Origin of the sequence: Mesorhizobium sp. AR02 (assembly GCF_024746835.1) — a bacterium.
Classification (GTDB): domain Bacteria; phylum Pseudomonadota; class Alphaproteobacteria; order Rhizobiales; family Rhizobiaceae; genus Mesorhizobium.
In genome coordinates this window covers 2,908,405-2,931,950 of sequence record NZ_CP080531.1, presented here as the reverse complement: position 1 = coordinate 2,931,950, position 23,546 = coordinate 2,908,405, and the positions used below count along the sequence as shown (strand labels likewise).

27 protein-coding genes and 1 pseudogene are annotated in these 23,546 nt (G+C 63.4%); 15 read left to right on the top strand and 13 right to left on the bottom strand.

Features of this window, described 5'->3' with window-relative positions; translation table 11 throughout:
- The first annotated feature begins 8 nt into the window (after nt 1-8).
- Entirely contained in the window at nt 9-512 is a 504-nt protein-coding gene (locus DBIPINDM_RS18185; RefSeq protein WP_095774831.1) for an invasion associated locus B family protein, read from the top strand.
- 58 nt (nt 513-570) lie between these two features.
- Here the strand turns inward: DBIPINDM_RS18185 and DBIPINDM_RS18180 are convergent.
- Together DBIPINDM_RS18180 and DBIPINDM_RS18175 are read right to left on the bottom strand one after the other, a co-directional pair.
- Nucleotides 571-777, bottom strand: a pseudogene (locus DBIPINDM_RS18180) (chloride channel protein); the annotation flags it as partial.
- 41 nt (nt 778-818) lie between these two features.
- The gene (locus tag DBIPINDM_RS18175) at nt 819-1,118 is read right to left on the bottom strand and encodes a hypothetical protein (RefSeq protein ID WP_095202661.1); all 300 of its coding nucleotides are present in this window, start codon (nt 1,116-1,118) and stop codon (nt 819-821) included.
- 361 nt (nt 1,119-1,479) lie between these two features.
- On the opposite strand from DBIPINDM_RS18175, the gene rlmN reads away from it, so the two are divergent.
- From rlmN to DBIPINDM_RS18160, 3 genes are read left to right on the top strand one after another with little or no spacing between them, the layout of a single operon-like run.
- Nucleotides 1,480-2,712 (top strand): 23S rRNA (adenine(2503)-C(2))-methyltransferase RlmN, encoded by a 1,233-nt coding sequence (rlmN, locus tag DBIPINDM_RS18170; RefSeq protein ID WP_258588530.1) that lies wholly within the window; start codon nt 1,480-1,482, stop codon nt 2,710-2,712.
- On the top strand, nt 2,709-3,155 hold the full coding sequence (locus DBIPINDM_RS18165) for a hypothetical protein (RefSeq protein ID WP_258588529.1): 447 nt from the start codon (nt 2,709-2,711) through the stop codon (nt 3,153-3,155). Before rlmN ends, DBIPINDM_RS18165 begins: the two co-directional genes overlap by 4 nt.
- The gene (locus DBIPINDM_RS18160; RefSeq protein WP_258588528.1) at nt 3,155-3,634 is read left to right on the top strand and encodes a hypothetical protein; all 480 of its coding nucleotides are present in this window, start codon (nt 3,155-3,157) and stop codon (nt 3,632-3,634) included. Before DBIPINDM_RS18165 ends, DBIPINDM_RS18160 begins: the two co-directional genes overlap by 1 nt.
- Here DBIPINDM_RS18160 and DBIPINDM_RS18155 read toward each other — a convergent pair.
- Both DBIPINDM_RS18155 and DBIPINDM_RS18150 read right to left on the bottom strand, forming a co-directional pair.
- Nucleotides 3,606-4,247 carry a LysE family translocator gene (locus DBIPINDM_RS18155; protein WP_258588527.1) on the bottom strand — a complete coding sequence of 214 codons (642 nt, stop codon included), beginning with the start codon at nt 4,245-4,247 and terminating at the stop codon, nt 3,606-3,608. The genes DBIPINDM_RS18160 and DBIPINDM_RS18155 overlap by 29 nt on opposite strands.
- An 86-nt stretch (nt 4,248-4,333) precedes the next feature.
- Complete coding sequence (locus DBIPINDM_RS18150) at nt 4,334-6,388, bottom strand: putative bifunctional diguanylate cyclase/phosphodiesterase (protein ID WP_258588526.1); 2,055 nt, start codon at nt 6,386-6,388, stop codon at nt 4,334-4,336.
- A gap of 317 nt (nt 6,389-6,705) precedes the next feature.
- Between DBIPINDM_RS18150 and DBIPINDM_RS18145 the strand changes: the two genes are divergently transcribed.
- From DBIPINDM_RS18145 to DBIPINDM_RS18135, 3 genes are all read left to right on the top strand, one after another.
- Complete coding sequence (locus tag DBIPINDM_RS18145) at nt 6,706-7,929, top strand: argininosuccinate synthase (RefSeq protein WP_258588525.1); 1,224 nt, start codon at nt 6,706-6,708, stop codon at nt 7,927-7,929.
- 128 nt (nt 7,930-8,057) lie between these two features.
- On the top strand, nt 8,058-8,366 hold the full coding sequence (locus tag DBIPINDM_RS18140; protein WP_258588524.1) for a hypothetical protein: 309 nt from the start codon (nt 8,058-8,060) through the stop codon (nt 8,364-8,366).
- Nucleotides 8,367-8,479: 113 nt separating this feature from the next.
- A complete protein-coding gene (locus tag DBIPINDM_RS18135; protein WP_416361784.1) occupies nt 8,480-8,947 on the top strand; it encodes a hypothetical protein in 468 nt (155 codons plus the stop codon).
- A gap of 90 nt (nt 8,948-9,037) precedes the next feature.
- On the opposite strand, the gene DBIPINDM_RS18130 is transcribed toward DBIPINDM_RS18135, so the two are convergent.
- Nucleotides 9,038-9,835: a lytic murein transglycosylase gene (locus DBIPINDM_RS18130; RefSeq protein ID WP_258588522.1), complete on the bottom strand. Its 798-nt coding sequence runs from the start codon at nt 9,833-9,835 to the stop codon at nt 9,038-9,040.
- A gap of 416 nt (nt 9,836-10,251) precedes the next feature.
- Here DBIPINDM_RS18130 and DBIPINDM_RS18125 point away from each other — a divergent pair, with 416 nt between their 5' ends.
- The 6 genes from DBIPINDM_RS18125 (at nt 10,252) to rpsP (ending at nt 15,929) form a co-directional block, all read left to right on the top strand.
- Complete coding sequence (locus DBIPINDM_RS18125; RefSeq protein WP_258588521.1) at nt 10,252-11,349, top strand: zinc-binding metallopeptidase family protein; 1,098 nt, start codon at nt 10,252-10,254, stop codon at nt 11,347-11,349.
- A gap of 64 nt (nt 11,350-11,413) precedes the next feature.
- Entirely contained in the window at nt 11,414-12,019 is a 606-nt protein-coding gene (locus tag DBIPINDM_RS18120; protein WP_258588520.1) for a DUF1236 domain-containing protein, read from the top strand.
- Nucleotides 12,020-12,179: 160 nt separating this feature from the next.
- Entirely contained in the window at nt 12,180-13,154 is a 975-nt protein-coding gene (locus DBIPINDM_RS18115; RefSeq protein ID WP_258588519.1) for a CPBP family intramembrane glutamic endopeptidase, read from the top strand.
- 381 nt (nt 13,155-13,535) lie between these two features.
- Complete coding sequence (ffh, locus tag DBIPINDM_RS18110) at nt 13,536-15,122, top strand: signal recognition particle protein (protein ID WP_258588518.1); 1,587 nt, start codon at nt 13,536-13,538, stop codon at nt 15,120-15,122.
- 25 nt (nt 15,123-15,147) lie between these two features.
- Nucleotides 15,148-15,474 (top strand): chorismate mutase, encoded by a 327-nt coding sequence (locus DBIPINDM_RS18105; protein ID WP_019862096.1) that lies wholly within the window; start codon nt 15,148-15,150, stop codon nt 15,472-15,474.
- A 53-nt stretch (nt 15,475-15,527) separates the two neighbouring features.
- Nucleotides 15,528-15,929, top strand: a complete 402-nt coding sequence (gene rpsP / locus DBIPINDM_RS18100; protein WP_172222069.1) for a 30S ribosomal protein S16 — start codon at nt 15,528-15,530, stop codon at nt 15,927-15,929.
- A gap of 77 nt (nt 15,930-16,006) precedes the next feature.
- On the opposite strand, the gene DBIPINDM_RS18095 is transcribed toward rpsP, so the two are convergent.
- From DBIPINDM_RS18095 to DBIPINDM_RS18070, 6 genes are all read right to left on the bottom strand, one after another.
- Complete coding sequence (locus tag DBIPINDM_RS18095) at nt 16,007-16,270, bottom strand: YMGG-like glycine zipper-containing protein (RefSeq protein ID WP_258588517.1); 264 nt, start codon at nt 16,268-16,270, stop codon at nt 16,007-16,009.
- Between the two features lie 128 nt (nt 16,271-16,398).
- Nucleotides 16,399-16,926 (bottom strand): SRPBCC family protein, encoded by a 528-nt coding sequence (locus tag DBIPINDM_RS18090; protein ID WP_258588516.1) that lies wholly within the window; start codon nt 16,924-16,926, stop codon nt 16,399-16,401.
- Nucleotides 16,927-16,943: 17 nt separating this feature from the next.
- Complete coding sequence (locus DBIPINDM_RS18085; protein WP_258588515.1) at nt 16,944-17,354, bottom strand: DoxX family protein; 411 nt, start codon at nt 17,352-17,354, stop codon at nt 16,944-16,946.
- A 148-nt stretch (nt 17,355-17,502) separates the two neighbouring features.
- Entirely contained in the window at nt 17,503-17,994 is a 492-nt protein-coding gene (locus DBIPINDM_RS18080) for an SRPBCC domain-containing protein (RefSeq protein WP_258588514.1), read from the bottom strand.
- 33 nt (nt 17,995-18,027) lie between these two features.
- Nucleotides 18,028-18,375 (bottom strand): ArsR/SmtB family transcription factor, encoded by a 348-nt coding sequence (locus DBIPINDM_RS18075; protein WP_258588513.1) that lies wholly within the window; start codon nt 18,373-18,375, stop codon nt 18,028-18,030.
- 89 nt (nt 18,376-18,464) lie between these two features.
- On the bottom strand, nt 18,465-18,737 hold the full coding sequence (locus DBIPINDM_RS18070) for a hypothetical protein (RefSeq protein WP_258588512.1): 273 nt from the start codon (nt 18,735-18,737) through the stop codon (nt 18,465-18,467).
- A gap of 375 nt (nt 18,738-19,112) precedes the next feature.
- Between DBIPINDM_RS18070 and DBIPINDM_RS18065 the strand changes: the two genes are divergently transcribed.
- Nucleotides 19,113-19,520: an ACT domain-containing protein gene (locus DBIPINDM_RS18065; protein WP_258588511.1), complete on the top strand. Its 408-nt coding sequence runs from the start codon at nt 19,113-19,115 to the stop codon at nt 19,518-19,520.
- Between the two features lie 2 nt (nt 19,521-19,522).
- Here DBIPINDM_RS18065 and DBIPINDM_RS18060 read toward each other — a convergent pair whose 3' ends face one another.
- Together DBIPINDM_RS18060 and DBIPINDM_RS18055 are read right to left on the bottom strand one after the other, a co-directional pair.
- Nucleotides 19,523-19,981 (bottom strand): GNAT family N-acetyltransferase, encoded by a 459-nt coding sequence (locus DBIPINDM_RS18060; RefSeq protein WP_258588510.1) that lies wholly within the window; start codon nt 19,979-19,981, stop codon nt 19,523-19,525.
- Nucleotides 19,982-20,180: 199 nt separating this feature from the next.
- Complete coding sequence (locus tag DBIPINDM_RS18055; RefSeq protein WP_214477582.1) at nt 20,181-21,215, bottom strand: aspartate-semialdehyde dehydrogenase; 1,035 nt, start codon at nt 21,213-21,215, stop codon at nt 20,181-20,183.
- A gap of 442 nt (nt 21,216-21,657) precedes the next feature.
- Here DBIPINDM_RS18055 and DBIPINDM_RS18050 point away from each other — a divergent pair, with 442 nt between their 5' ends.
- The gene (locus tag DBIPINDM_RS18050; RefSeq protein WP_258588509.1) at nt 21,658-23,526 is read left to right on the top strand and encodes a DEAD/DEAH box helicase; all 1,869 of its coding nucleotides are present in this window, start codon (nt 21,658-21,660) and stop codon (nt 23,524-23,526) included.
- Nucleotides 23,527-23,546 lie beyond the last annotated feature (20 nt).

The following is a 23,546-nucleotide window of genomic DNA, read 5'->3' as shown; positions in this document are numbered from 1 at the left end:
GAAAGACGATGCGCGGATTGATAGCACTGGTTTCGAGTCTGGTCCTGGTGGCCTCGGCAGCGCCTGTTCTGGCGCAGCAGGCGACCAAGATCGGCCAGCACAATGCCTGGGGCACCTACAGCTACCAGGCATCGGGCGGCAAGGTCTGCTACGTGCTCACCGTGCCGACCGACAAGCAGCCGCCGACGCTCGACCATGGCGACATGTTCTTCTTCGTCAGCCAGCGGCCCGGCCAGCAGGTGTCCTACGAGCCGCAATTCATTGCCGGCTACAATTTCCAGGAAGGCTCCAAGGCCACCGTCACCATCGACAAGAAGTCGTTCTCGATGTTCACGCGCGGCAAGTCGGCCTGGGTCGAGAACGCCGCCGAGGAGCCGGTGCTGATCGCCGCCATGAAGACCGGCACCGACATGAAGGTGACGGCGAAGTCCGGCCGCGGCAATCCCACCTCCTATGTCTTCTCGCTGAAGGGCATTTCAGCCGCGCTGACATCGATCGCCAAGTGCAAGTAAACAAAGCCACGGTTTTTTGAAACGAAAGGCCGCGCCGCGAAGTCCGGCCTTTTGCTTTTCAGCCTTGGCCCGATTCTGGCGCTGCCTCAGCCCGACGCCGCCGGATCGCCTCGGCGATGAAGACGCGCGACAGCGCGTGATAGAGCGGCTCGTGCGAGATCATGCGTGCCGTGCCGTAGCCCAGCATCGAGGCCAGCATCAGCGCGATGACATTGTCGTGATTGCCGGTCATCTCCAGGATGATGATGAAAGCCGTCATCGGCGCCGGACGCCCCGCCGGCTCTCGCCGGCGGGGCGGTGGCATGACTACATCGCCATTTTTTCACATTCGGCCTGGGCCTTCTTGGTCGACGTATCGATCATGTAGGCTTTGCCCTTGGCGTCGGTGATCATCATCATGCAGTGTTTGATCGGCTTTGCCATCTTCATCATCTCGGCGCCCATCTTCGCGTCCGGCATCATGGTTCCCATGTGTCCATCGGGCATGATTGCCATCACCTCCCCGCCTTTCATCATGGTCATTGTGCCCATTGCGTCTTCGGCAAAAGCCTGCGGGGTGGACAAGCCGACGAGGCCGGCAATGACAGCGAGCTTGATCGAGTTCATTCTGCATACTCCCATTTTGCAAGGGCGTGGTTGCCCCCTTCAGCCTTCGAAGGCGGCAAGGGAATCGTTACGTCAACACGACTATGTGATCGGCTCCCGCGTGGCGGGAAGATTGGGCGCAAGGCTGCCAGTCGGTCGTCGCGGGCTGTTGTCGTGCGACAAACTGGTTGGTCCGATGAACTCTCGGTTTAAACGGGAAAGACCGTCTGTCGATCAGAACATTCGCGATCGAAACACTGCCGGCCCAGTCGGGGTTGTGTTCGCCACCGCATGACTCTGCCCTCAACCTGTGCTATGCGCCGCGCTTCAGTTCCGGCACGATGGATGAAATCGGCCGTAAACCGCTTATATCAGTGCGACCATGACCCTTTCCTTCGACCTCACCACTGAGGGTGCCCGTGACGCGTTGCGCGCCCGCGCCGCGCCCGAGAAGCCGTCGCTGATCGGCCTGACGCGCGCCGAGCTCGGCGAGGCGCTCGTCGCGTCCGGTATCGTGCCGGAGCGCCAGGCAAAGATGCGCGCCCAGCAGCTCTGGCACTGGATGTATGTGCGCGGCGTTTCCGACTTTGCCGGCATGTTCAACATCTCCAAGGATCTGCGCGCCGAACTCGACAAGCATTTCACCGTCGCCAGGCCCGAAATCGTCGAGGAACAGATTTCTTCCGACGGCACCCGCAAATGGCTGTTCCGCTTTCCGCCGCGCGGCGCCGGCCGTCCCGTGGAGATCGAGACCGTCTATATCCCCGAGGAAGGTCGCGGCACGCTCTGCATCTCCTCGCAGGTCGGCTGCACGCTGACCTGTTCGTTCTGCCACACCGGCACGCAGAAGCTGGTGCGCAATCTGACGGCCGAGGAAATCCTGGCGCAATTGCTCACCGCGCGCGACCGGCTCGGCGACTTCCCCGACCGCGACACGCCGGACGGCGCCATCGTGCCGGCCGAGGGCCGCAAAGTGTCGAACATCGTCATGATGGGCATGGGCGAGCCGCTCTACAATTTCGAGGCGGTGAAGAAGGCGCTGCTGATCGCTTCCGACGGCGACGGGCTTTCCCTGTCGAAGCGCCGCATCACGCTGTCGACCTCCGGCGTCGTGCCGGAAATCTTCCGCACCGGCGACGAGATCGGCGTCATGCTGGCGATCTCGCTGCATGCCACCAATGACGATCTGCGCGACCTCCTGGTGCCGATCAACAAGAAGTATCCGCTGAAGGAACTGATCGCCGCCTGCCGCGCCTATCCTGGCCTGTCCAATGCCAAGCGCATCACCTTCGAATATGTGATGCTCAAGGACGTCAACGATTCCATCGAGGACGCCAAGGGCCTGATCAAGCTGCTGAAGGGCATTCCGGCCAAGATCAATCTGATCCCGTTCAACCCGTGGCCGGGCACCAACTACCAGTGCTCGGACTGGGAGACGATCGAGAAATTCGCCGACTACATCAACAATGCCGGCTATGCCTCGCCGATCCGCACCCCGCGCGGCCGCGACATCCTCGCCGCCTGCGGCCAGCTGAAGTCCGACTCGGAGCGCATGCGCAAGGTCGACCGGCTGGCGCTGGAAGCCATGATGATCGCGGGGCATGGCGAGGCGTGAGCCGTCTCGTCGCCGGGCTCAAACGCTTCGCCATCGTAGCCGTCGGTTATATCGCCGGCGTGCTGACCTCTATCCTGGTGCCTGTGCTGCTGATCACCCTTCTGGAAGGGATCGAATATGGCAACTGGTCCCTGGTTTTCACCTTCGACTGGCTGGGCTCCTTCCCGCTCGCCGTGTTGACCGTGGCGGTCTGCGCGCTGCTGATCGTCGGCCCGGCGATCCTGGTTGCCGAATGGCGATCGCTGCGGGGATGGTTCTATTTCGCGGTCACGGGCGCGATCACCTCCATCGCATTTGGCGTTCTTGTTCCGGGCTCGGCCGGAGGGTTTGTTTTCAATCCGGGCTTTCTCGGGTTCCTGGCCACGGCCGGCACCGCCGCCGGTTCGGTCTACTGGCTGTTGGCTGGGCGCAGGTCGGGCCGTCTTGTGAAGCGAGACCGGTGATGGGCCGCTTCGTCTCCTATCTCGTCCGCTTTGCCATTATCCTGTTCGGCTATGCCGTCGCCTCGCTGGCGGCGAGCGCCTTCCTCAACATCCTGTTCCTGGCCTCGCTCGGCTATACGCCTGACCACACGCACCCGACGGCAACGGCTTCGCTGTATTTCTCGATTCCCTTCGTCGCCCTGTTCGTCGCCTATTTCGCCTTCTTGCCGGCAGTGATCGTCATCCTGGTTGCCGAAATCCTCGGCCGGCGCGACTGGCTGTACTATGCGCTGGGGGGCGCGGTGGTGGCCGCCGTCTTCCTCGGCCTGGTCGACCACGCGCCCGATTCCACCTTCGCGGTCACCGACACCAGCGCCATCATGGCGGTGATTGGCGGCGGCATGGTCGGCGGCCTCTTCTACTGGCTGAGCGCCGGTCGCTGGGCCGGAAGCTGGTGGAAAGACGACGCTTCTATTTCGCCTGGGCCGTCAGGATCTTGAGCGCGAAGGCCGAGAACACGCTGGCGAAGAGATAGTCGACCACCCGCGTGACGCGCGGGCTGGCCTTCATCGCCGCGGAAAATTTCTCCGCCGCCAGCACCATCGGCACTGTGACCGGGATCGACAGCACGATGAACATGGCGCCGAGGAAAAACAACTTTCCCGGCGCGTGCGGATCATGCGCGGAGACGAACTGCGGCAGGAAGGTCATGAAGAACAGGATGATCTTCGGGTTGAGCAGGTTGACGCCAAGCCCGGCCGCCCAGCTGCGCAACAGCGAGATTTGCGGGCCTGTCTTCTTCTCCGGCGAAAAGGCCGAGCCTTTGGCGATCGCCTGCCAGGCCAGGAAGACCAGATAGCCGGCGCCGAATATCTTCAGCACGAAAAAGGCCATCGGCGAGGCGACGATCAGCGCCGAGATGCCGACCACCACCAGCGTGGTGTGGATCAGCGTGCCGCACAGCGCACCGGCCATCGAGGCAAAGCCCGTGGCACGCCCCTGGCTCAGCGTGCGCGAGACGAACAAGGTCATGTCGGGACCAGGCGTGATCGCCAGGATGACCGTGGCGATGGCGAACTGGATCAGTGTGGTGGTGTCGGGAATGAAGGACATGGAAGGGACCCGGGGAGACCCGGGGCCTATACAAGATGCGTCGCGCTGGCGCCAGATGCGAGGTTGGCGCCCGGCAGCAGTGGTGTCTAAGCCGCCGACTGATCGAGCTCGGCCAGCATGACAGCTGCCGCTCCGGTCAGCAGGATTTGATCGATCGGCTTGGGATGGCCGAGGAAATAGCCTTGCGCCTCGTTGCAGCCTTCGACCTGCAGGATGGTGAGCTGGACGTGGGTCTCGACGCCTTCGGCGAGCACGGGAATGTCGAGGCTGCGCCCCAGTGTCAGCACGGCGCGGATGATCGCCTTGGCCTGCGGGCTGCGCTCGACATCGGCCATGAAGGAGCGGTCGAGCTTGATCTTGTCGAACGGAAACGAGCGCAGCGTGTCGAGCGAGGAATAGCCGGTGCCGAAATCGTCGATCGCGATCGTCACGCCCAGCGCCTTGATCTGGCGCAGCACATGCAGCGTGCGCACCTTGTCGGCGACGATCGTCGATTCAGTGAGTTCAAGCTCGAGACGCTTCGGCGACAGGCCGGTCTCGATCAGGATCTGATGGACAAGCTTGGCGAGATCGGCATGGGCGAACTGCACCGGCGACAGATTGACCGCGATCTTGTGGCCATTGTCCCAGGAGGCCGCCTGCCGGCATGCGGTGCGCAACACCCACTCGCCGATAGGCAGAATGGAGCCATTCTCCTCGGCGATCGGAATGAATTCGGCGGGCGGGACCATGCCGTGCACAGGATGGGTCCAGCGCAGTAGCGCCTCGTAGCCGCAGGTGGCGCCGGTCTGAACCGAGGTCTGCACCTGATAGTGCAGCGAGAGCTCGCCGCGCTCGATCGCCAGGCGAAGGTCGGTGGCCAGCGCGCGGCGCGCCCGCGCCGTCTCGTCCATGGTCGATTCGTAGAAGCAGACGGCCCGTGTCACGTCATTCTTGGCCCGGTACATGGCCAGATCCGCATTGCTCACCAGCCTCTCCCGGTCAGCGCCGTCGCGCGGATAGACGGCGACGCCGATGCTGGCGCCGGTGACGGTCTCGAAATCGTCGATCCGCAGCGGCTGGAACAATGATTTTTCCAGCCGCGACACCAGGCCGAGCAGGTCGTTCTGGTCCTTGAAGCGCTTGATGGCGGCAAATTCGTCGCCGCCGAGCCGGGCGACGAACTCGCCGTCGCCGGCCAGCTTCGCCAGCCTGCGGGCAATGATCTTGAGCGCCTGGTCGCCGGCCGCATGTCCCCTGAGGTCGTTGATTTCCTTGAAGCGGTCGAGATCGATGACGATGACGGCGGTCATCGTATCCTCATCCTCGTGCGCCCGCTCGATCTCATGGTCGAGGCGGTCATTGAAGGAGACCCGATTGGCAAGGCCGGTAAGCGAGTCGTTGAGGGCAAGATGCTGCAGCCGCTCGAAGCTCTCGAGCCGGCCACGTTCGTCGATCAGATAGCTGGCGAAGCCGGTGGCCGCGACGATCAGGCCGACCACGGCGACCGCGACGGCCATCGCTTCGAGAATATCGGGATTGGTGCCGGTGGTGATGAAGGAGAGCGGCGTCACTGCCACCGCCGCCATCGCCGTGAAATGCAGGCCGACGATCGCCAGCACCAAAAGCCCGATGCCGAAATAGTGCGACCAGCGGTGCGGCCGGCGCACCGCCTGGCCGATCGCCACGGCGGAGAATGCCATCGCGATCAGCACCGAAGCGACGACATAGAAGGCGTCCCATTCGACGATGCCGGCCACGTGATAGGCCATCATGCCGGTATAGTGCATGGCCGAGATCGCCAGTCCGACGGCACACCCGCCCCATTCCGGCGCCAGACCACGGCCTTTGTCCAAGGCAAGGCCGAAGCCCGCCCCGGTTCCAACCATGGCGATGACCAGCGAGATCATGGTGAGCGCCGGATCGAAGGTGATCGGCGCGCCGGGCTGATAGGCCAGCATGGCGATGAAATGCGTGCACCAGATCGAGGAACCGGCGGCAACCGCGGTCAGGAACAGCCATCCCCGCATCTGCACGCCGACGGTTTTCCTGGCGCGGTCCAAGAGACCGATCGTCACCCAGCAGCCGGTGACGCACATCAGCGCCGCCAGCAGGACGAGCCACAGATTATGCTCTGTGACGATGCATGATATAACGCGCATCAAGAATGGTCCAAGCCCGAGGGTACCCGCAATGAACGGGCAAAAGCCGCCTCGGCACGGTTGCGTGGCCAGTGCAGCTCTGGCTCGCTGGTTTAGCGGCAGGACATGAAAACTTGCTTAAATCCCTGGGATAAATGCAGCCCATGATTGTAGCAGGTTGTTTTCCCAGAGCATGATTCCCGAAGAGTTGGCCCCTGCCGCGCACTGGATCAGCAGTCTGGCGCCGCGCCTGCTTGCTCGCTTTGCCGTTCCTGCTAAAAGGCGCTCCGACAATCCGTGACGCCCTTGCCCAAGCGTCCGCCATCGACGGAGCAGAAATGTCCAAGACCAAAGACGTCAAGAAAGTCGTGCTCTCCTATTCCGGAGGCCTCGACACCTCAATCATCCTGAAATGGCTGCAGACCGAGCTCGGCGCCGAGGTCATCACCTTCACCGCCGATCTCGGCCAAGGTGAGGAGCTGGAACCGGCGCGCCGCAAGGCCGAGATGATGGGCATCAAGGACATCCGCATCGTCGACGTGCGCGAAGAATTTGTCTCCGACTTCGTCTTTCCGATGTTCCGCGCCAACACCGTCTACGAAGGCACCTACCTCCTAGGCACCTCGATCGCGCGGCCGCTGATCTCCAAGCACCTCGTCGAGATCGCCAAGGAAACCGGCGCCGACGCGATCGCGCATGGCGCCACCGGCAAGGGCAACGACCAGGTGCGTTTCGAGCTTTCCGCCTATGCGCTGAACCCCGACATCAAGGTCATCGCGCCGTGGCGCGATTGGTCGTTCAAGTCGCGCACCGACCTGATCAATTTCGCCGAGCAGCACCAGATCCCCGTGCCGAAGGATAAGAAGGGCGAGGCGCCGTTCTCGGTCGACGCCAACCTGCTGCACTCGTCTTCCGAGGGCAAGGTGCTGGAAGACCCGTGGAGCGAACCGCCGGAATTCGTCCACCAGCGCACCGTTTCGCCGATGGATGCGCCGGACAAGGTCACCGAGATCGAGATCGAATTCCTGAAAGGTGACCCGATCGCGCTCAACGGCAAGAAGCTGTCGCCGGCGACCATGCTGGCGGCGCTCAACGATCTCGGCCGCGACAATGGCATCGGCCGGCTCGACCTGGTCGAGAACCGCTTCGTCGGCATGAAATCGCGCGGCGTCTACGAGACGCCCGGCGGCACCATCCTCATTGTGGCCCACCGCGCCATCGAATCGATCACGCTCGACCGGGGTGCAGGCCACCTCAAGGACGAGTTCATGCCGCGCTATGCCGAGCTCATCTACAACGGCTTCTGGTTCTCGCCCGAGCGCCTGATGCTGCAGGCGATGATCGACAAGAGCCAGGAAGACGTCGAAGGCACGGTGCGGCTGAAGCTCTACAAGGGCAACGTCATCGTCACCGGCCGCAAGTCGAAGAAGACGCTTTACTCCGACGCGCTGGTCACCTTCGAGGACGACCGCGGCGCCTACGACCAGAAGGACGCCGCCGGCTTCATACGCCTAAACGCGCTCAGGCTGCGCACGCTTGCCGCGCGCAACCGCAAGGGCTGATTGTTCAACAATAAAAACCCGGCCTATGCCGGGTTTTTGATTGAAGAACCCACTGTATCAAGGCTTTCTTGCTTGATCTTTGCACGGTCTTATCTAGCCTCGTCGCAACGGGTTTGGGGCGATTGATCATGAAGGTCCGGTTTTTGACGGTGTCTGCGATGATCGTCGCGTTGGCTGGCTGCCAGAACAGCCAGGAGGCTGTGAAGCACGACCCCAAGGCGGCATTCGGCCGATGCATGGCCAATGTCGCGACCTGGAGCATCACGGCCAAGCACGAAGCCACCGCTTTCATGGGCGTTTCGGCGGCAAGCATGCCGACCGTCTTCTGTCGACGCCTGGTCGATGCGATGCTTGACGGGCGACTGACCCTCTCCGACATAAACAGGCTGCAGACCAACCAATCCACCGACGTTTGGAGGATCATAAAGGGCAAATGACCATCGCCACATCGGAACCACCGGTGGGAGTCGGCTTTTTGTGCCCAGCCTGGCTGCGCAATCTCGGCGGATGGCTGACGACGCTGGCTGTTCTAACGAGTCCCGTGACCGCCATGGCCGAGGACTTCGATCCCGCCTCGCTCGACCTTGCCGCGCTGATCGAATGCCGGGCAGACGTGCCGGCCTACAATGGCTTTGCCATCTGGCTGGCCGGCGGATCCGGCGCGGCGGAGACGCTTGGCTGGAAAGAGGTTGCATCCGGCAATCCCTTCCTCGCGCAATATCAGCTGCCCGCCCCGGTCCATGTCTTCGGACGCGAGACGGGGACAATCGTCTTTACCGCGACAGGGCCGATGGCGATGCTTGACGGCATTGCCGCGCCGGATCTGGCGAGAGAACTCGACGTCCCGGCGACGGTCTCGACGCCGGACAAATTCCTGGGCGAGCGGGTCGTGGCCGAAAGCACCGAGGACACCGGCGGCGTCAGTCTTTCAACGCGCATCACGCTCAATGTCTCGACCGTCGATACCCATCCCGACAAGACACTGGCCGGCTGCTCCTACGCGCTGGATGTGAAGTAGCGAACCCAGACGCGGCGGCCGGATTTTCCGTTCCACCAACAAAAAAGCCCGGCGCTTGGCCGGGCTCTTTCTGTCGAACAGAGGTTTCAATCAGTCGCCGTCGATCGCCGTGGCGATCTGCACGATGGCCTGCTGGTAGACGTTTGCGTCATTCCAGCCGGCAATTGCGCCGATATTGGCCGCAGCGCTCGCGCCCCGCCGCCAACCATGGGCCTTGAGGAAGTTGGCGGTGGAAGCCAACGCGGTGGCCTTGTCGCGCAGGTTTCCGCTGCCCACGCCATATTTCAGGACATTCCCGGGCAGGAACTGCGTATGGCCGATCTCGCCATGCGCAGCGCCGACCGACGAGGCGCTCAAAGCCCCGCGATCAACCAGCTTCAGGGCCGCAATGGCATGCGGGTGGAAGAATTCCGGGCGCCGGCAATCATAGGCAAGCGTCAGAATGGCGGAGACAGTATTCTGGTTGCCCATGGAGGAACCAAAGCCGGTCTCCATGCCCCAGATGGCCAGCAGCACACCAGGCGACACGCCGTAGGTGCTTTCGATCTGGCTGAACAACGCCGCGTTCGACTTCTTCAGCCCACGGCCCTTGGAAATGATCGCCGCCCCGCCACGGCGCTTCATGAAGGCTTCCACCGAGCCGCTGAAAGCCTTGTGGATGCCGCGATCGACGGAGATAGTTTTTGTCGCGTAAGTGGCGCCAGCCAGCGCGGCCAGTCCCTTGGCGCCGACACCTTCGGACTTGGCCTGTGCGGCGAACCCCGGCTTCCAAGCATCGAAGCCGGCACCGGTGCTGCCACAACTGGCCGCCGCCTGTGCGCCCGTTGCCAGCCCAAGCACAGCCACCACCGCGGCCGCTAAAATCCTACCCTTGGCAAGAAATGCCATGTTGTTCTCCTGGTTGCCTGATTCACGTCCCATCTGCGAATTTGCCAGCGAAACGTGCGCTTGTCACCGTCTGCGGCACAATGCTGGCGAATGCCGGGGAATTTGCCTACGATCAAGTGATTATTGTGGCGGGGTCGAAATAGCCATGAGACCTGCGGCGGCGAAGCGGTCGCAAGACAGGTCGCCGCCCGCTTGCGGCAAATTGCTTCGACACATGCGGAACGCCGGCCGGCGATCGGCGTTGGGCACCTGCCGCCTGGATCAGGATGGCGTTTGGTTAACCGTCATCCTGATCCAGGTCTTTGTTGGGCATGATCTCTGGACAAACGGAAACCGTTTGTCCGAGAAAACCGGTTCCCACTCTTCGGGATCATGCTCCAACACCTATATGCTGGCTCTGATGGTTTGAGACCGACATGAAACTTTTCGACTGCCCGCATTGCGGTCATCGTCTCTACTTCGAGAACGCGCAGTGCCTGAACTGTTCCAGCCTCGTGCTCTACGATCCCGAGCATGCCCGTTTTGCCTTGGCGGGCGCGGACGGCACTTTTCAGTGCACCAATGCCGATGAATGCGCCTGCAACTGGATGGCCGAACCGGGACAGGGTTTTTGCCGTGCCTGTGGGCTGAACCAACTGATCCCCGATCTCTCCGTCGACGGCAACCGCCGCCGCTGGATCCGGGTCGAGGCGGCGAAGAAGCGTGCCATCTATTCGCTGCTCGCCTTCGGCCTGCCGGTAGCGCCCAAGCAGAGCCCGACGGACGAGGTGGGCCTCGCCTTCGACTTCCTCGCCGACCCGATCGGCGGCGGGCCTGGCGGCGAACGCATCCTGACCGGCCATGACAATGGCCTGATCACGCTCAACGTCGCCGAGGCCGATTCCGCCGAGCGCGAAAAACGTCGCATCGAGATGGGTGAGAATTATCGGACGCTGCTCGGCCATTTCCGCCATGAGCTCGGCCATTACTACTGGGACCGCCTGATCCGCGACAATGCGCAAAGGCTGGACGCCTTTCGCGCTCTGTTCGGCGACGATCGCGCCGATTACGAACAGGCGCTGAAGGCCTATTACGCCAACGGCGCGCCACCCGACTGGCAGCAGAACCACATCTCGGCCTACGCCACCTCGCATCCCTGGGAGGATTGGGCCGAAACCTGGGCCCACCATCTGCACATCACCGACACGCTGGAAATGGTCCATGCGCTGAACTTCCCGCTCGGCCGGCTGGAGACGGTGGAGGCCAACGATCTGCCGCGGGGCGACACCGGCGGCGAACTGCAGGCAGCCCCTTCGGAGCCCGCCAATACGCCCGAGCCCTTCGAAAAGATCCTTGCCCGCTGGCTGGTGCTGTCGGAAGCCTCCAACTCGATCAACCGCTGCATGGGCCTGCCCGACCTCTACCCCTTCGTCATTTCGGACGTGACGGCGCGAAAACTGGCCTTCGTTCACGACCTTTTGACCGGTCTGCCGAAAGAGACGGGAACAAATCGTGAGTTGGCGCCGGCTTTTTAGCCGGAACGCATGCGCCGCTGCCCCGTTTTCAAACCCGAGGGACCATGAAAACGGAGAGAAAACCATGAAATCCGTATTGTTTCCCGCAATCGCCGGGATGATGACCGTGATGTCGGGCGCCGCGTTTGCCGACACCGCCGTCTCGGCCGTCACCGATCTCAACGTGCGCGCCGGCCCGGGGCCGCAATATCCGGTCATCGGCGTGCTCGCCGCCGGCCAGTCGGCGACGCTCAATGGCTGCATCGAAAACAGCAAATGGTGCACCATCGCCGAAGCCGGCGGCCAGGGCTGGGTCTATTCCGACTATGTGACCGCCGATTTCAGCGGCAGCCGGGTGGTGCTGACGCAGCGTCCGCACGGCTCCGCCGTTGCCGTCGTCTTGCCGCCGGAAGACATCGGCAACACGTCCAACGACTATACCGGCGCGATCATCGCCGGCGAGCCGGCCGAGGACGTCTTTCCCCCGCCTCCCACCGAAGTCCGCACCTATGTCGATACGCATCGTCCCGACCCGGTCTATCTCGACGGCGAGGTGGTGACGGGCGCGACCCTGCCCGACACTGTCGAGCTGCGCGAAATTCCCGACTACAACTACCGCTACGTCTATGTGAACGGTCAGCCGGCGCTGATCGACCCGCAGACACGACGCATCATGTACGTGGTGCGTTGATTGGAGACCGGCGGTCGCAATCGCGGCCGCTGGCGACAACTGGGACAGTCGATTCCGCGGCACCCAGGCAGCGCCCGGGTGCCGCGTGGCGTTTATTGCGCGTTGATCCCTGACGAATGGCGATTCCGATTCCCGAGGTCATCGGCTAGATCAAAGGGCGATGGATTCGGACGAAGGGCTCAGCGTGACAATCGACGACACTGCCTTCGAGCGCTACCGGCAGTCGCCGAACGCCAGGACGACCTTGCTGCGCCTGTTGCTGGGAACTCTGATCGTCGTCGTGTTGTGGGGCGCCACCACCGCGGCCGTGCTCATCGGCGGCACTCGTCTCTTCTTCGCCTGGCAGACAGCGGCGTCATCCGGCATGGAGGGGTTCCTTGCCTCGCCGATCGGCATCCTCACCGCACTCGCCTCCTTTGCCGGCATCTGGATCGGCCTGTGGATTGCCATGCGCTGGGTGCATGGCGAACCGCTGTCGGCGCTGCTTGGCGCCAGCCGCCGCGTATCGTGGCCGGACTTCCTCAAGGGGCTGGTCGCGGTGCTGATCACCTCGGCTGTCTCCGAAATCCTGCTCTACCTTCTGGAACCGGGGATCGCGCGTGGCACGATCAGCCTGTCATCCTGGCTGCTGTTCCTGGTCCCGATCGTCGCGCTCACCTTGCTGCAGACGTCGTCGGAAGAGGTGCTGTTTCGCGGCTACCTGCTGCGCGGCCTGGCCAACCGGTTCAGAAGCCCGTTGATCTGGGCGTTGCTGCCCGGCCTGCTGTTCACCTCGCTGCACTGGAGCAGCGCGTCGTCGCCCGCCATCAACGCCTGCGTGCTGGTCTCGATCGCCGCTTTCGCATTGCTTTTGACGCTTGTCGTCTACGCCACCGGCAATCTCGGCGCGGCGCTGGGCGCCCATCTCGGCAACAACCTGACCGGCTTCCTGCTGATCTCGCACCAGGAGAGCTACAATTCCTTCGCCCTGTTCACCGCCAGGCCGCTCGAAGGGCCGGGCTGGATGATGTCGGATGCAGTCCTCATCGCCCTTATCGGCATTGCCTGCAGCCTGCTGACGATCGTGCTGCTGCTGCATCCAAGCTCGCCGCTCAGGGTTGGGCCCAAGCTTTCGGACGCCAAGAGCACGGCCTGATTGCGACGCGAGGGACGGCCAGACTGGCCTTGTCTTGACTCCGCGGCCGATTTCCTGTCTACACGCCCCGAATTCCGCGACGAGTATCCCTCCGAGCAAGCCGACCAGGACGCCGAAGCCTCTTTGAGGCGGGTGCTGTAAATCGATCCTGGAGGCCAACACCCGGCAGCGCTGAGCGCCCCCGGGTGCTTTTTGGTTTTGGGCTTTGCTTTTGCTTGGACAGTTGGCGCGAACGCATTACCTCTCGGGCACCATCCGGGTGCCAGGGAAAAGGAAAACGAATGTTTGAATCGCTACAGGAGCGCACAAGAGGCGTAGAGGGCCATCGGCCCGACAGGGATTACTATGAATCCAAGGCGCTCTCGCGCAGCGAGTTGACCAATGTTTGAGTCCCTACAAGAGCGCCTTGGCTCCATCCTGAACGGCCTCACCGGTCGCGGCGCGCTGTCGGAGGCTGATGTCTCGGCGGCGCTGCGCGAGGTGCGCCGTGCGCTGCTCGAGGCCGACGTGGCGCTGGAAGTGGTGCGGTCCTTCACCGACAAGGTGCGCGAAAAGGCCGTCGGCGCCGCGGTGCTGAAGTCGATCAAGCCCGGCCAGATGGTCGTCAAGATCGTCCATGACGAGCTGGTCGACATGCTGGGCGCCGAGGGCGTCGCCATCGACCTCAATGCGCCGGCGCCTGTCGTCATCATGATGGTCGGCCTGCAGGGCTCCGGCAAGACGACCACCTCGGCCAAGATCGCCAAGCGGCTGACCGAGCGTCAGAACAAGAAAGTCCTGATGGCCTCGCTCGACACGCGGCGTCCGGCGGCGCAGGAGCAACTGCGCCAGCTCGGCGAGCAGGTCAAGGTCGCGACGCTGCCGATCATTGCTGGCCAGAACCCGGTCGATATCGCCAGGCGTGCGGTGCAGGCGGCCAAGCTCGGCGGCCATGACGTCGTCATCCTCGACACCGCCGGCCGCACCCATATCGACGAGCCGCTGATGGTCGAGATGGCAGACATCAAGAAGGTGTCGAGCCCGCACGAGATCCTGCTGGTCGCCGATTCGCTGACCGGCCAGGACGCCGTCAACCTGGCGAAGAGTTTCGACGAACGCGTCGGCATCACCGGCCTTGTGCTGACCCGCATGGACGGCGACGGCCGTGGCGGTGCGGCCCTTTCGATGCGCGCCGTCACTGGCAAGCCGATCAAGCTGATCGGTACCGGCGAAAAGATGGACGGGCTGGAGGAATTCCACCCCAAGCGCATCGCCGACCGCATCCTCGGCATGGGCGACATCGTCTCGCTGGTCGAGAAGGCCGCCGAGAACATCGACGCCGAGCAGGCGGCGGCGATGGCCAAGAAGATGCAGTCGGGCAAGTTCGACCTGAACGACCTCGCCCAGCAGCTTCAGCAGATGTCGAAAATGGGCGGCATGGGCGGCATCATGGGCATGATGCCGGGCATGGGCAAGATGAAGGACCAGATGGCCGCCGCCGGTCTCGACGACAAGATGTTCGGCCGTCAGCTCGCCATCATCTCCTCGATGACCAAGGCCGAGCGCGCCAACCCCGACATGCTCAAGCACTCGCGCAAGAAGCGCATCGCCGCCGGCTCCGGCACCGATGCCGCCGAGATCAACAAGCTGCTCAAGATGCATCGCGGCATGGCCGACATGATGAAGGCGATGGGCGGCAAGGGCAAAGGCGGCGGCCTGATGCGCGGCATGATGGGCGGCCTCGCCTCGAAAATGGGCCTCGGCGGCATGATGCCCGGCGGCATGGGCGGCATGCCCGATTTGTCGAAGATGGACCCCAAGCAGCTCGAAGCCTTGCAGAAGCAGGCGCAGGCCGCCGGCCTCGGCGGCATGAAGGGGTTGCCCGGTCCCGGCGGCGGTGGCCTGCCCGGCCTGCCTGGCGGCATGAAACTTCCGGGCCTTCCCGGCCTCGGCGGCGGCGGGCTGCCAGGTCTCGGGAAGAAAAAGTGATGGGGCAAGAAGAAGTGAGGACGCTATGAACGAAGAAAAAGACATGGCCGACGCACGCACCATCCTGGCCGGCTACCGCGCCTCGATTGACAACATCGATGCCGCCCTCATCCATATGCTGGCCGAGCGCTTCCGCTGCACCAAGGCGGTCGGCGTGCTCAAGGCCGAGCATGGCCTGCCGCCGGCCGACCCGGCGCGCGAGCAGCAGCAGATCGCCCGTCTTCGCCAGCTGGCCAAGGATGCGCATCTCGACCCCGATTTCGCGGAGAAATTCCTCAACTTCGTCGTCCGCGAAGTGATCCGCCACCACGAACAGATCGCCGCAGCCAACGGCGTGACGAAAACCGGCTGACCCAACCAGCCTTAACGCAATCAAACGAAATCAGAGCTTTTAGGAGAAAAGAAATGGCACTGAAGATCAGACTGGCCCGCGCGGGCTCGAAGAAGCGTCCTTACTACCACGTCGTCGTTGCCGACGCCCGTTCGCCGCGCGACGGCCGGTTCATCGAGTCGCTCGGCTCGTGGAACCCGCTGCTGCCCAAGGACGGCGAGCGCGTCAAGGTCGACGCCGACCGCGTCAAGCATTGGCTGTCGCACGGCGCCCAGCCGACCGACCGCGTGCTGCGCTTCCTCGACGAGGCCGGCATTGCCAAGCGCGACGCCCGCTCCAACCCGAAGAAGGCCGAGCCCGGCAAGAAGGCGCAGGAACGCGCCGCCCTTCTGAAGAAGGCGCAGGAAGACGCTGCCGCCGCCGTTGCGGCCGCTGCCGCAGCTCCCGCCGAGGCGGAAGCCGCCACCGCCGAATAAAGAGTGCTTCATCGCATCGACAAAACGGCGGGCCTGTGCCCGCCGTTTTGCTGTTCTAGACTTCGCGCGCGACCCGATCAGTAGCCGCTCGGGCAGCGGTCGACATAGACACGGCCGTGACGGTCTCGGTAGCGGCATTGGCCGCTTTCGCTGGCGTGCCCAATCAGGGCACCCGCAACGGCGCCAACCGCGCCTCCGACGACAGCACCTTGGACCGGATTTCCGGCCACGGCTGCGCCGATCGCGGCACCACCAAGGCCGCCTACAGCAGCGCCTTTTTCCGTTTGCGAGCACGCGCCCAGCACCGTCGTCAACACGAGAATGGTCAAGATTTTCTTCATTATCATTCCTCTCACATGCGGGTCGCCGTCTCGCCGCCAAGTGCTTAACTCTCAGACGGCTAATTTGATCCCGGAGAGGATGAAGATCTTGGCGCCGCTCTTCAGGCGAGCGGCTGTATCCATTCGGATCATGCCTCGGTGTTGCGCTTCAGATTGGCGAGGCCGACCTCGAAATCCCGGCCGATCAGCGTGTCGAAATTCATGAACAGGCCCATCAGCTTGGCGATGAAGGGCCGGCTGCCGCGCATCGCCCAGCTGACGGCGGTGGTGTCACCCGATTGCGTCAAGGTGAAGTCGACGCTGTTGTTGGCGCGGAACGGCTTCTCGAAATCGAGCTTGAGCGACACCAGCGAGGACGGCACCGAATTGACGATCTCCATGCGCCCCTTGCCGGCCTTGCCATTGCCCTCCCAGGCATAGACGGCGCCCTTTCCGCTTTGAGCGCCCGAGAGCGTCCGCTTCATGTTGGGGTCGAGCTTTTCATAAGGCGACCATGTCGGCCAGCGGCTGAAATCGTTGATCAGCGGAAAGATCGCTTCCGGCGGCGCCTTGATGTTGGCGGTGCGGGTGGTGACGAAATCATTGGGCCGTGTCGCGGCGTAGGTGAGGACGGCGGCGATGATGACGACCAGGATAATGAGGATGGTGCTGAACATTTTTCTCTCCTTCGAAATTATCGGCTGAACGGGATCAGCGCGCGCACCTTGGGGTCACGCAGATAGAGGCCACCCCACAGGATGATGCCGAGATAGACGCCGAACAGCGTGTGCGAGAACAGCGGGCTGTCGATGCGTACCTTGGTGGCGATGGCGCCGCCCATATAGGCGGTGAGCAGGATAGCGCCGAGCACGGAGGTGCGCGGCCATGCATAGAGCGCCGTCGAGACCAGGCCGATGACGCCGAGCATGCGTGCGACATTCGGATCGGCCGGCCAGCCCAGCGGCACCATCGTCTGGGTGACGATGTCGAGCGGCGGCAATTTGATGACGCCGTCGAAGATCATGAACAGGATGATGATGCCGCTCAACACGCGGCCGGTCCACAGGGCGCCGGACGAGACGGGCGCGGTATGAGAAATGGTCATTGGTCTTCCTCCGGGTGTTTCGGGTTCAAGCGCCGGCCTTCTTGCTGAAGGTCGATCCAAGGACGCGCGGCGGGACGATGACCCGACACGCCATAGGATTCTTTTTGCCGGTGCGGCGATCCTCGCCGAACACCGGGCCGCGATTCGTTCAAAGCGTCTTGAGATAGGCCTCCAGGCGCGCATAGCTCGCCATGACCATCTGGCCGAAGCCCATCTTCACCGCCATGTCGCGGGCGGCGATCGAGCTGGCGCGGATGTTGGCGACGATCCGCGTCCCGCCGCCGACATCCTCGAACAGGATCGTCGTCACCATCTGCGCCGGCGGCAGGCTGTCCTGCCACTGGGCGCGGTCGAGCGGCGCATCGCGATAGACGATCCGTTCCGGCGGGGCGATTTCGAGATAGACGCTGTTGGTCGGATATTCGCTGCCGTCGGCAAAGCGCATGGTCAGGCGCCATTCGCCGCCCGGCCTCACATCCATCTCGCAGACCGGATAACTCGATCCTTCCGGCCCCCAGAACCGAACCAGGTGATAGGGATCGGTAAACAGCTTGAACATCAGTGCGCGCGGCGCATCGAACGTCCTGGTGATGACGATAACGGGGTCATCGGATGGAAGTTCTATCGATTGATCTGCCACTAACTTGCCCCTCCTTGATTGACCCTGCCGGCTTCAATTATGGCCGCCGTCGAGATTTCCTTTCTGCAAAGCCTGCAGATAGGTTTCGAGCCGGTCGAACCGCCCGTCCCACAGCATGCGATAGGATTCCAGCCATGCGTCGATCTCGCGCAATGGCTCCGGCTGCAGGCGGCGCGGCCGGAACTGCGCGTCGCGGCCGCGTGCCACCAGACCGGCACGCTCCAGCACCTTCAGATGCTTCGACACCGCGGGACCACTCATGGCGAAGGGTTCGGCCAGCTCGGTCACCGAAGCCTCACCAAGCGAGAGCCGTGCCAGGATGGCGCGTCGCGTCGGATCGGCCAGTGCGGCCAAGGTCAGGCTGAGTGCGTCGGTTGCCATGTTTACTAAACCAATCGGTTATCTAACCTTTTGGTTATATACGACGCCACAAAGCGCGGGGTCAAGTACCTTGGCCGGGGGATTGTGTCTCAACGTGAAATTGGCATGCGCCGAAACTTCGGATTGACCCTCAGCCAAAGAACAGATTTCTCCGCTGCGGCATATGCGAGCTCTGCCGTATCGTAACGCGCGCCGGAATAGTATTCGGTTGGCGTCCAGGCGCCCCCATCCTCGACGTCTCTACGGAATTCCTCATAGCCGAACGATTTGTCTGGTCTGGAGAAGATATCAACGCAGCGGTCGTGTTCGTCGTTCTCGACGCTGGCAAACACGACCCATGATCTGTCAATTCGTTTTGACATCCCGCTTCTTCTCCGCGCCTGCCAGGCTTAGGCGTAACGGCGCCCATCCTCGCGCACAGGTCCGCCATTGACCAGAGCGCCCATCGCCGACGGCCATTGTCAGGAAAAATAGAACTTCTCGGCCGGCAACATTTTCGGCGGCGTTTCGCCGAAGAACGGCTGCAGGAATGTCAGGCGCGGGCGAACGATCATCGAGAGCCTTTCACGGACCGGCGGCCCTCAGCCTCTCTATTGTGCGACCCGGCAGGCCGGCGAGCCCAGCCGCCAGCGACATGACCATGTCGTGCGCGCAACGTGCCGACTATCGGCATTCGCCAGTCGCGGGTATTGAAGGGCCTTGCTATGCCCCGTTCCTGCATCAGTCATGAGCAACAAATGACCGGCGAAACCGATCTGAAGACACTGTTGGCATCGATGACGCCGGAATCGCTCGACGGCATTTATGTCTTCGCCACGCTGGCGCCTGATGTTCCCCAGCCGGAAGGCCTGGAGCCGGTGATGGTGTTTCGCGAGCGCGAAGGCCTGACACTGATCGTGACCGAGGAGGCGGCAAAGGCGGCCGGGCTGACCGCCTCGTTCCGCTGCCGGATGATCACGCTGAATATCCATTCCTCGCTGGAAGCAGTCGGCTTCCTCGCCGCTATCACCACACGGCTGGCCGCTGCCGGCATGGGCGTCAATCCGGTCTCGGCGTTCTACCATGACCATCTGTTCATCCCCGCCGAGCGGGCGCAGGAGGCGATGGAGCTGCTGCATCAGCTCGCCAAGGACAGCACCAGCTGAAATTAGCGCCTTCGGACATAAAGGATGTCCGGCAATCCTTCCTCGTTGGTCGAGCCATCGCCAAACGACTCAGCACGGAACCCATGGCGCTCATAGAAACGCCGGGCGCCGGTGTTGGATTGGAAGCAATGGAGCTTCACGATCGGCAGGGCAGCGGTCGCGTCCATCAGCAACCGGCTGCCGATGCCTTGCCCCGTCCAGGCCGGGTCGAGATAGAGCTGTTCCACCCAATCGCCACTGACGGCAATAAAGCCGACAATCTCCTCGTCAGCCTCGGCGACCGTCACCTGCTGCCGTGGCAGCACGATATCCCGGATGAAGGCGAGATCCTCGGCTGGCGTATGGATGACCGGCATCCAGTCGAATGAGCCAAGTGCCGCCCGCATGAGTTTTGCGATGGCGGCGGCGTCTGAGCTGATGGCCGGGCGTAGGATGATATCTACGGGCTGAGTGTTAGTCATGAAGGCAACGCCGACGTCTCACTCCGCTGGAACACCCCTCATCCGTCTCGGCGCTACGCGCCGATCCACCTTCTCCCACAGGGGGAGAAGGAAGAAGCACCCGGCCGAAGGCCGAGCCCGCGACTGCGGGCCGCCGGTCGTCCGGCGCGCCCGCGCAGGGCCAGCCGCGCAAGCGGCGGTGCGGCCCGTGAGCGATAAACTAAGCCGCCTTCTTCTTCGGCTGGATCAGGCCACGCTCGACCAAAAGCTCGGCGATCTGCACGGCGTTGAGGGCCGCGCCCTTGCGCAGATTGTCGGAGACGATCCACATCGACAGGCCGTTGTCGACGGTCGAATCCTCGCGGATGCGCGAGATGAAGGTGGCGTCCTCGCCAGCCGATTCCAGCGGCGTGATGTAGCCGCCGTCCTCGCGCTTGTCCAAGACCTGGCAGCCGGGAGCGTCGCGCAGGATGTCGCGCGCCTCGTCGGCGGTGATCGGCTTTTCGAATTCGATGTTGACCGCTTCCGAATGGCCGATGAACACCGGCACGCGCACGCAGGTCGCCGTCAGCTTGATCTTGGGATCGAGCATCTTCTTGGTCTCGGCGACCATCTTCCACTCTTCCTTGGTGAAGCCGTCGTCGAGGAAGACATCGATATGCGGAATGACGTTGAAGGCGATGCGCTTGGTGAACTTCTTGACGTCGACCTGGTCGGCGACGAAGACCGCGCGGGTCTGGGTAAAGAGCTCGTCCATGCCTTCCTTGCCGGCGCCTGACACCGACTGGTAGGTGGCGACGACGACGCGCTTGATGGTGGCGAAATCGTGCAAGGGCTTCAGCGCCACGACCAGCTGCGCCGTCGAGCAGTTCGGGTTGGCGATGATGTTCTTGCGCGTGAACAGCGAGATCGCGTCCGGGTTCACTTCCGGCACGATCAGCGGCACGTCCTGGTCGTAGCGGAAGGCCGACGAATTATCGATGACGACGCAGCCTTGCTTGCCGATCTTCGGCGACCATTCCTTGGAGACGTTGCCGCCAGCCGACATGATGCAAATGTCGGTGTCAGAAAAATCGTACTGGTCCAGCGTCCGGACCTTCAGCGTGCGGTCGCCGAACGACACTTCCGTGCCCTGGCTGCGCCGCGAGGCCAGCGCCACGACTTCGCTTACCGGAAAGCCGCGCTCTTCCAGTATGTTGAGCATTTCCCGGCCCACATTGCCCGTGGCGCCGACGACTGCAACCTTGAAACTCATAAAGATCTCCTGTCCCTCTCCGCTTGGTTTTTGGAGAAAACCCGCCGGCCAATGCGGGTTCCGTCCCCCGGGCCGAACCCGGGAGAGGGTGGTTAGGCCAAGGGAATCACACCGTTTTGGTGGTGGTTTTTTTGGCCGTGGTTTTGCTGGAACGAGGGGACGCGCCGACGCGCCCGGCCCAATGGTTCGCATTGAGGCTGGGGGCATCGAATGCAAGAAGAGCCATCAAAAGGCCGCGCATCGAAAAACGATCCCGTTCGAAGCGGGCTTTTACGCGGTTTGCGGCAGGAGTCAATGCGCGGCGCGTCGCATGGCCTTCATGGCGCGCCCTGTACAAGAGCGGCGGCAGGAAGTACGAACGGCCAAGATTGTTGGGCTGGCGCGGCGCCGGCCCCGATGTGCTCCATGATGAGCACAGAACCCTGAATTCCGAAAGAGCGAGATGTCCAACTTTGAAGGTATCGTCCCGGCGCTGGCACAGGCGCTGGAAAAACGCGGCTATTCCGAACTGACGCCGGTGCAGAAGGCGGTGCTGGAACTCGGCCAGGCCGATGCGCTGGTGTCGGCTCAGACTGGCTCCGGCAAGACCGTCGCTTTCGGCCTGGCGCTGGCGCCGACCCTTCTGGGCGACGCGGAGCGCTTTGGCCATGCCGCCGCACCGCTGGCATTGGCGGTGGCGCCGACGCGGGAACTGGCGCTGCAGGTGACGCGCGAACTGGAATGGCTTTACGAAATGACCGGCGCCACGGTGGCTTCCTGCGTCGGCGGCATGGACATGCGCACCGAGCGGCGCGCGCTGGAACGCGGCGCCCATATCGTCGTCGGCACGCCCGGCCGCCTGCGCGACCACATCACGCGAAACTCGCTCGACATGTCGGCGCTGAAGGCCGTGGTGCTGGACGAGGCCGACGAGATGCTTGATCTCGGCTTTCGCGAGGATCTCGAATTCATCCTCGACGCGGCGCCGGCCGAGCGCCGCACGCTGATGTTCTCGGCCACCGTGCCGCGCTCCATCGCAACGCTCGCCCAAGGCTATCAGCGCGATGCCATACGCATTTCGGCAGCCGGCGAGGAAAAGCAGCATCTCGACATCGAATACCGGGCGCTCAGCGTCGCCCAGGCCGACCGTGAGAACGCCATCATCAACGTGCTGCGGTTCTATGAGGCCAAGAACGCTTTGGTGTTCTGCAACACCCGCGCCGCCGTCAATCATCTCACCGCGCGCTTCAACAACCGCAATTTCTCCGTGGTCGCGCTGTCGGGCGAACTCAGCCAGAACGAGCGCAGCCATGCGCTGCAGGCAATGCGCGACGGCCGCGCAAAAGTCTGCATCGCCACCGACGTCGCCGCGCGCGGCATCGACCTGCCCAACCTCGAACTGGTGATCCACGCCGACCTGCCGACCAACCCGGAGACGCTGCTGCACCGCAGTGGCCGCACCGGCCGCGCCGGCCGCAAGGGCGTCAGCGCGCTGATCGTGCCAAACAGCGCCCGCAAGCGCACCGAGCGGCTGCTGCAGAACGCCGGGCTGAAGGCGACATGGGCGAGCCCGCCCTCGGCCGACGACGTGATCCGCCGCGACGACGAGCGCATCCTGGCCGATCCGGCTTTCGACGAACCGGTGAAGGATGACGAACGCACCTTCATCGACGCGCTGCTCGCCAAACATGGTGCCGAACAGGTGGCGGCCGCTTTCGTGCGCCAGTGCCGCGCCAGCCGCTCGGCGCCCGAGGATCTGATGGACGTCGCGCCGTTCACGCCTTCGCGTGAAAGACTGGCGGGCGAAAAGTTCGCGCACCGCGACGAGGCGCCCAGCCGCCGCGATGATTTCGGCGCCAGCGTCTGGTTCTCGCTGTCGATCGGACGCCGGCAGAATGCCGAGCCGCGCTGGCTGATCCCGATGCTCTGCCGCACCGGCAGCATCAGCAAGCGCGAGATCGGCGCCATCAAGATGCAGCCGGAAGAAACCTTCGTGCAGATCGCCGCGGACTGGGCGGACCGTTTTCTCGCCGCGATCGGACCCGACCGAAAATTGCAGGGCAACATCGTGGTGAAGCGGCTGGAGGGCACGCCGGACCTGTCGCGGGCCGGCTATCAGCCACCGAGCCCGGACAAGAAGCCGCATCGCGGCAAGGCGCCATTCGACCCGAACGCGCCAAAGCGCAAATTCGAAAAGCGCGCGCCGGCGTCGGCTGACCAGCGCCCGGCAGCCGCGCATGAGGCAAAGCCATGGGCGAAAAAGCCGGGCAAGCCGAAATTCGACAATGCCGGCCCGCCAAAGCACAGGAAGGCGAAGAAGCACCCTTCATAGGACCGCGCTGAAGTCGCAGG

What these genes read in the sequence shown, in the direction of transcription:
- DBIPINDM_RS18185 (WP_095774831.1), top strand. Translation starts at nt 9, where the DNA reads ATGCGCGGATTGATAGCACTGGTTTCGAGTCTGGTCCTGGTGGCCTCG.
- DBIPINDM_RS18175 (WP_095202661.1), bottom strand. Translation starts at nt 1,118, where the DNA reads ATGAACTCGATCAAGCTCGCTGTCATTGCCGGCCTCGTCGGCTTGTCC.
- rlmN (WP_258588530.1), top strand. Translation starts at nt 1,480, where the DNA reads ATGACCCTTTCCTTCGACCTCACCACTGAGGGTGCCCGTGACGCGTTG.
- DBIPINDM_RS18160 (WP_258588528.1), top strand. Translation starts at nt 3,155, where the DNA reads ATGGGCCGCTTCGTCTCCTATCTCGTCCGCTTTGCCATTATCCTGTTC.
- DBIPINDM_RS18155 (WP_258588527.1), bottom strand. Translation starts at nt 4,247, where the DNA reads ATGTCCTTCATTCCCGACACCACCACACTGATCCAGTTCGCCATCGCC.
- DBIPINDM_RS18150 (WP_258588526.1), bottom strand. Translation starts at nt 6,388, where the DNA reads ATGCGCGTTATATCATGCATCGTCACAGAGCATAATCTGTGGCTCGTC.
- DBIPINDM_RS18145 (WP_258588525.1), top strand. Translation starts at nt 6,706, where the DNA reads ATGTCCAAGACCAAAGACGTCAAGAAAGTCGTGCTCTCCTATTCCGGA.
- DBIPINDM_RS18140 (WP_258588524.1), top strand. Translation starts at nt 8,058, where the DNA reads ATGAAGGTCCGGTTTTTGACGGTGTCTGCGATGATCGTCGCGTTGGCT.
- DBIPINDM_RS18135 (WP_416361784.1), top strand. Translation starts at nt 8,480, where the DNA reads ATGGCCGAGGACTTCGATCCCGCCTCGCTCGACCTTGCCGCGCTGATC.
- DBIPINDM_RS18130 (WP_258588522.1), bottom strand. Translation starts at nt 9,835, where the DNA reads ATGGCATTTCTTGCCAAGGGTAGGATTTTAGCGGCCGCGGTGGTGGCT.
- DBIPINDM_RS18125 (WP_258588521.1), top strand. Translation starts at nt 10,252, where the DNA reads ATGAAACTTTTCGACTGCCCGCATTGCGGTCATCGTCTCTACTTCGAG.
- DBIPINDM_RS18120 (WP_258588520.1), top strand. Translation starts at nt 11,414, where the DNA reads ATGAAATCCGTATTGTTTCCCGCAATCGCCGGGATGATGACCGTGATG.
- DBIPINDM_RS18115 (WP_258588519.1), top strand. Translation starts at nt 12,180, where the DNA reads ATGGATTCGGACGAAGGGCTCAGCGTGACAATCGACGACACTGCCTTC.
- ffh (WP_258588518.1), top strand. Translation starts at nt 13,536, where the DNA reads ATGTTTGAGTCCCTACAAGAGCGCCTTGGCTCCATCCTGAACGGCCTC.
- DBIPINDM_RS18105 (WP_019862096.1), top strand. Translation starts at nt 15,148, where the DNA reads ATGAACGAAGAAAAAGACATGGCCGACGCACGCACCATCCTGGCCGGC.
- rpsP (WP_172222069.1), top strand. Translation starts at nt 15,528, where the DNA reads ATGGCACTGAAGATCAGACTGGCCCGCGCGGGCTCGAAGAAGCGTCCT.
- DBIPINDM_RS18095 (WP_258588517.1), bottom strand. Translation starts at nt 16,270, where the DNA reads ATGAAGAAAATCTTGACCATTCTCGTGTTGACGACGGTGCTGGGCGCG.
- DBIPINDM_RS18090 (WP_258588516.1), bottom strand. Translation starts at nt 16,926, where the DNA reads ATGTTCAGCACCATCCTCATTATCCTGGTCGTCATCATCGCCGCCGTC.
- DBIPINDM_RS18085 (WP_258588515.1), bottom strand. Translation starts at nt 17,354, where the DNA reads ATGACCATTTCTCATACCGCGCCCGTCTCGTCCGGCGCCCTGTGGACC.
- DBIPINDM_RS18075 (WP_258588513.1), bottom strand. Translation starts at nt 18,375, where the DNA reads ATGGCAACCGACGCACTCAGCCTGACCTTGGCCGCACTGGCCGATCCG.
- DBIPINDM_RS18070 (WP_258588512.1), bottom strand. Translation starts at nt 18,737, where the DNA reads ATGTCAAAACGAATTGACAGATCATGGGTCGTGTTTGCCAGCGTCGAG.
- DBIPINDM_RS18065 (WP_258588511.1), top strand. Translation starts at nt 19,113, where the DNA reads ATGACCGGCGAAACCGATCTGAAGACACTGTTGGCATCGATGACGCCG.
- DBIPINDM_RS18060 (WP_258588510.1), bottom strand. Translation starts at nt 19,981, where the DNA reads ATGACTAACACTCAGCCCGTAGATATCATCCTACGCCCGGCCATCAGC.
- DBIPINDM_RS18055 (WP_214477582.1), bottom strand. Translation starts at nt 21,215, where the DNA reads ATGAGTTTCAAGGTTGCAGTCGTCGGCGCCACGGGCAATGTGGGCCGG.
- DBIPINDM_RS18050 (WP_258588509.1), top strand. Translation starts at nt 21,658, where the DNA reads ATGTCCAACTTTGAAGGTATCGTCCCGGCGCTGGCACAGGCGCTGGAA.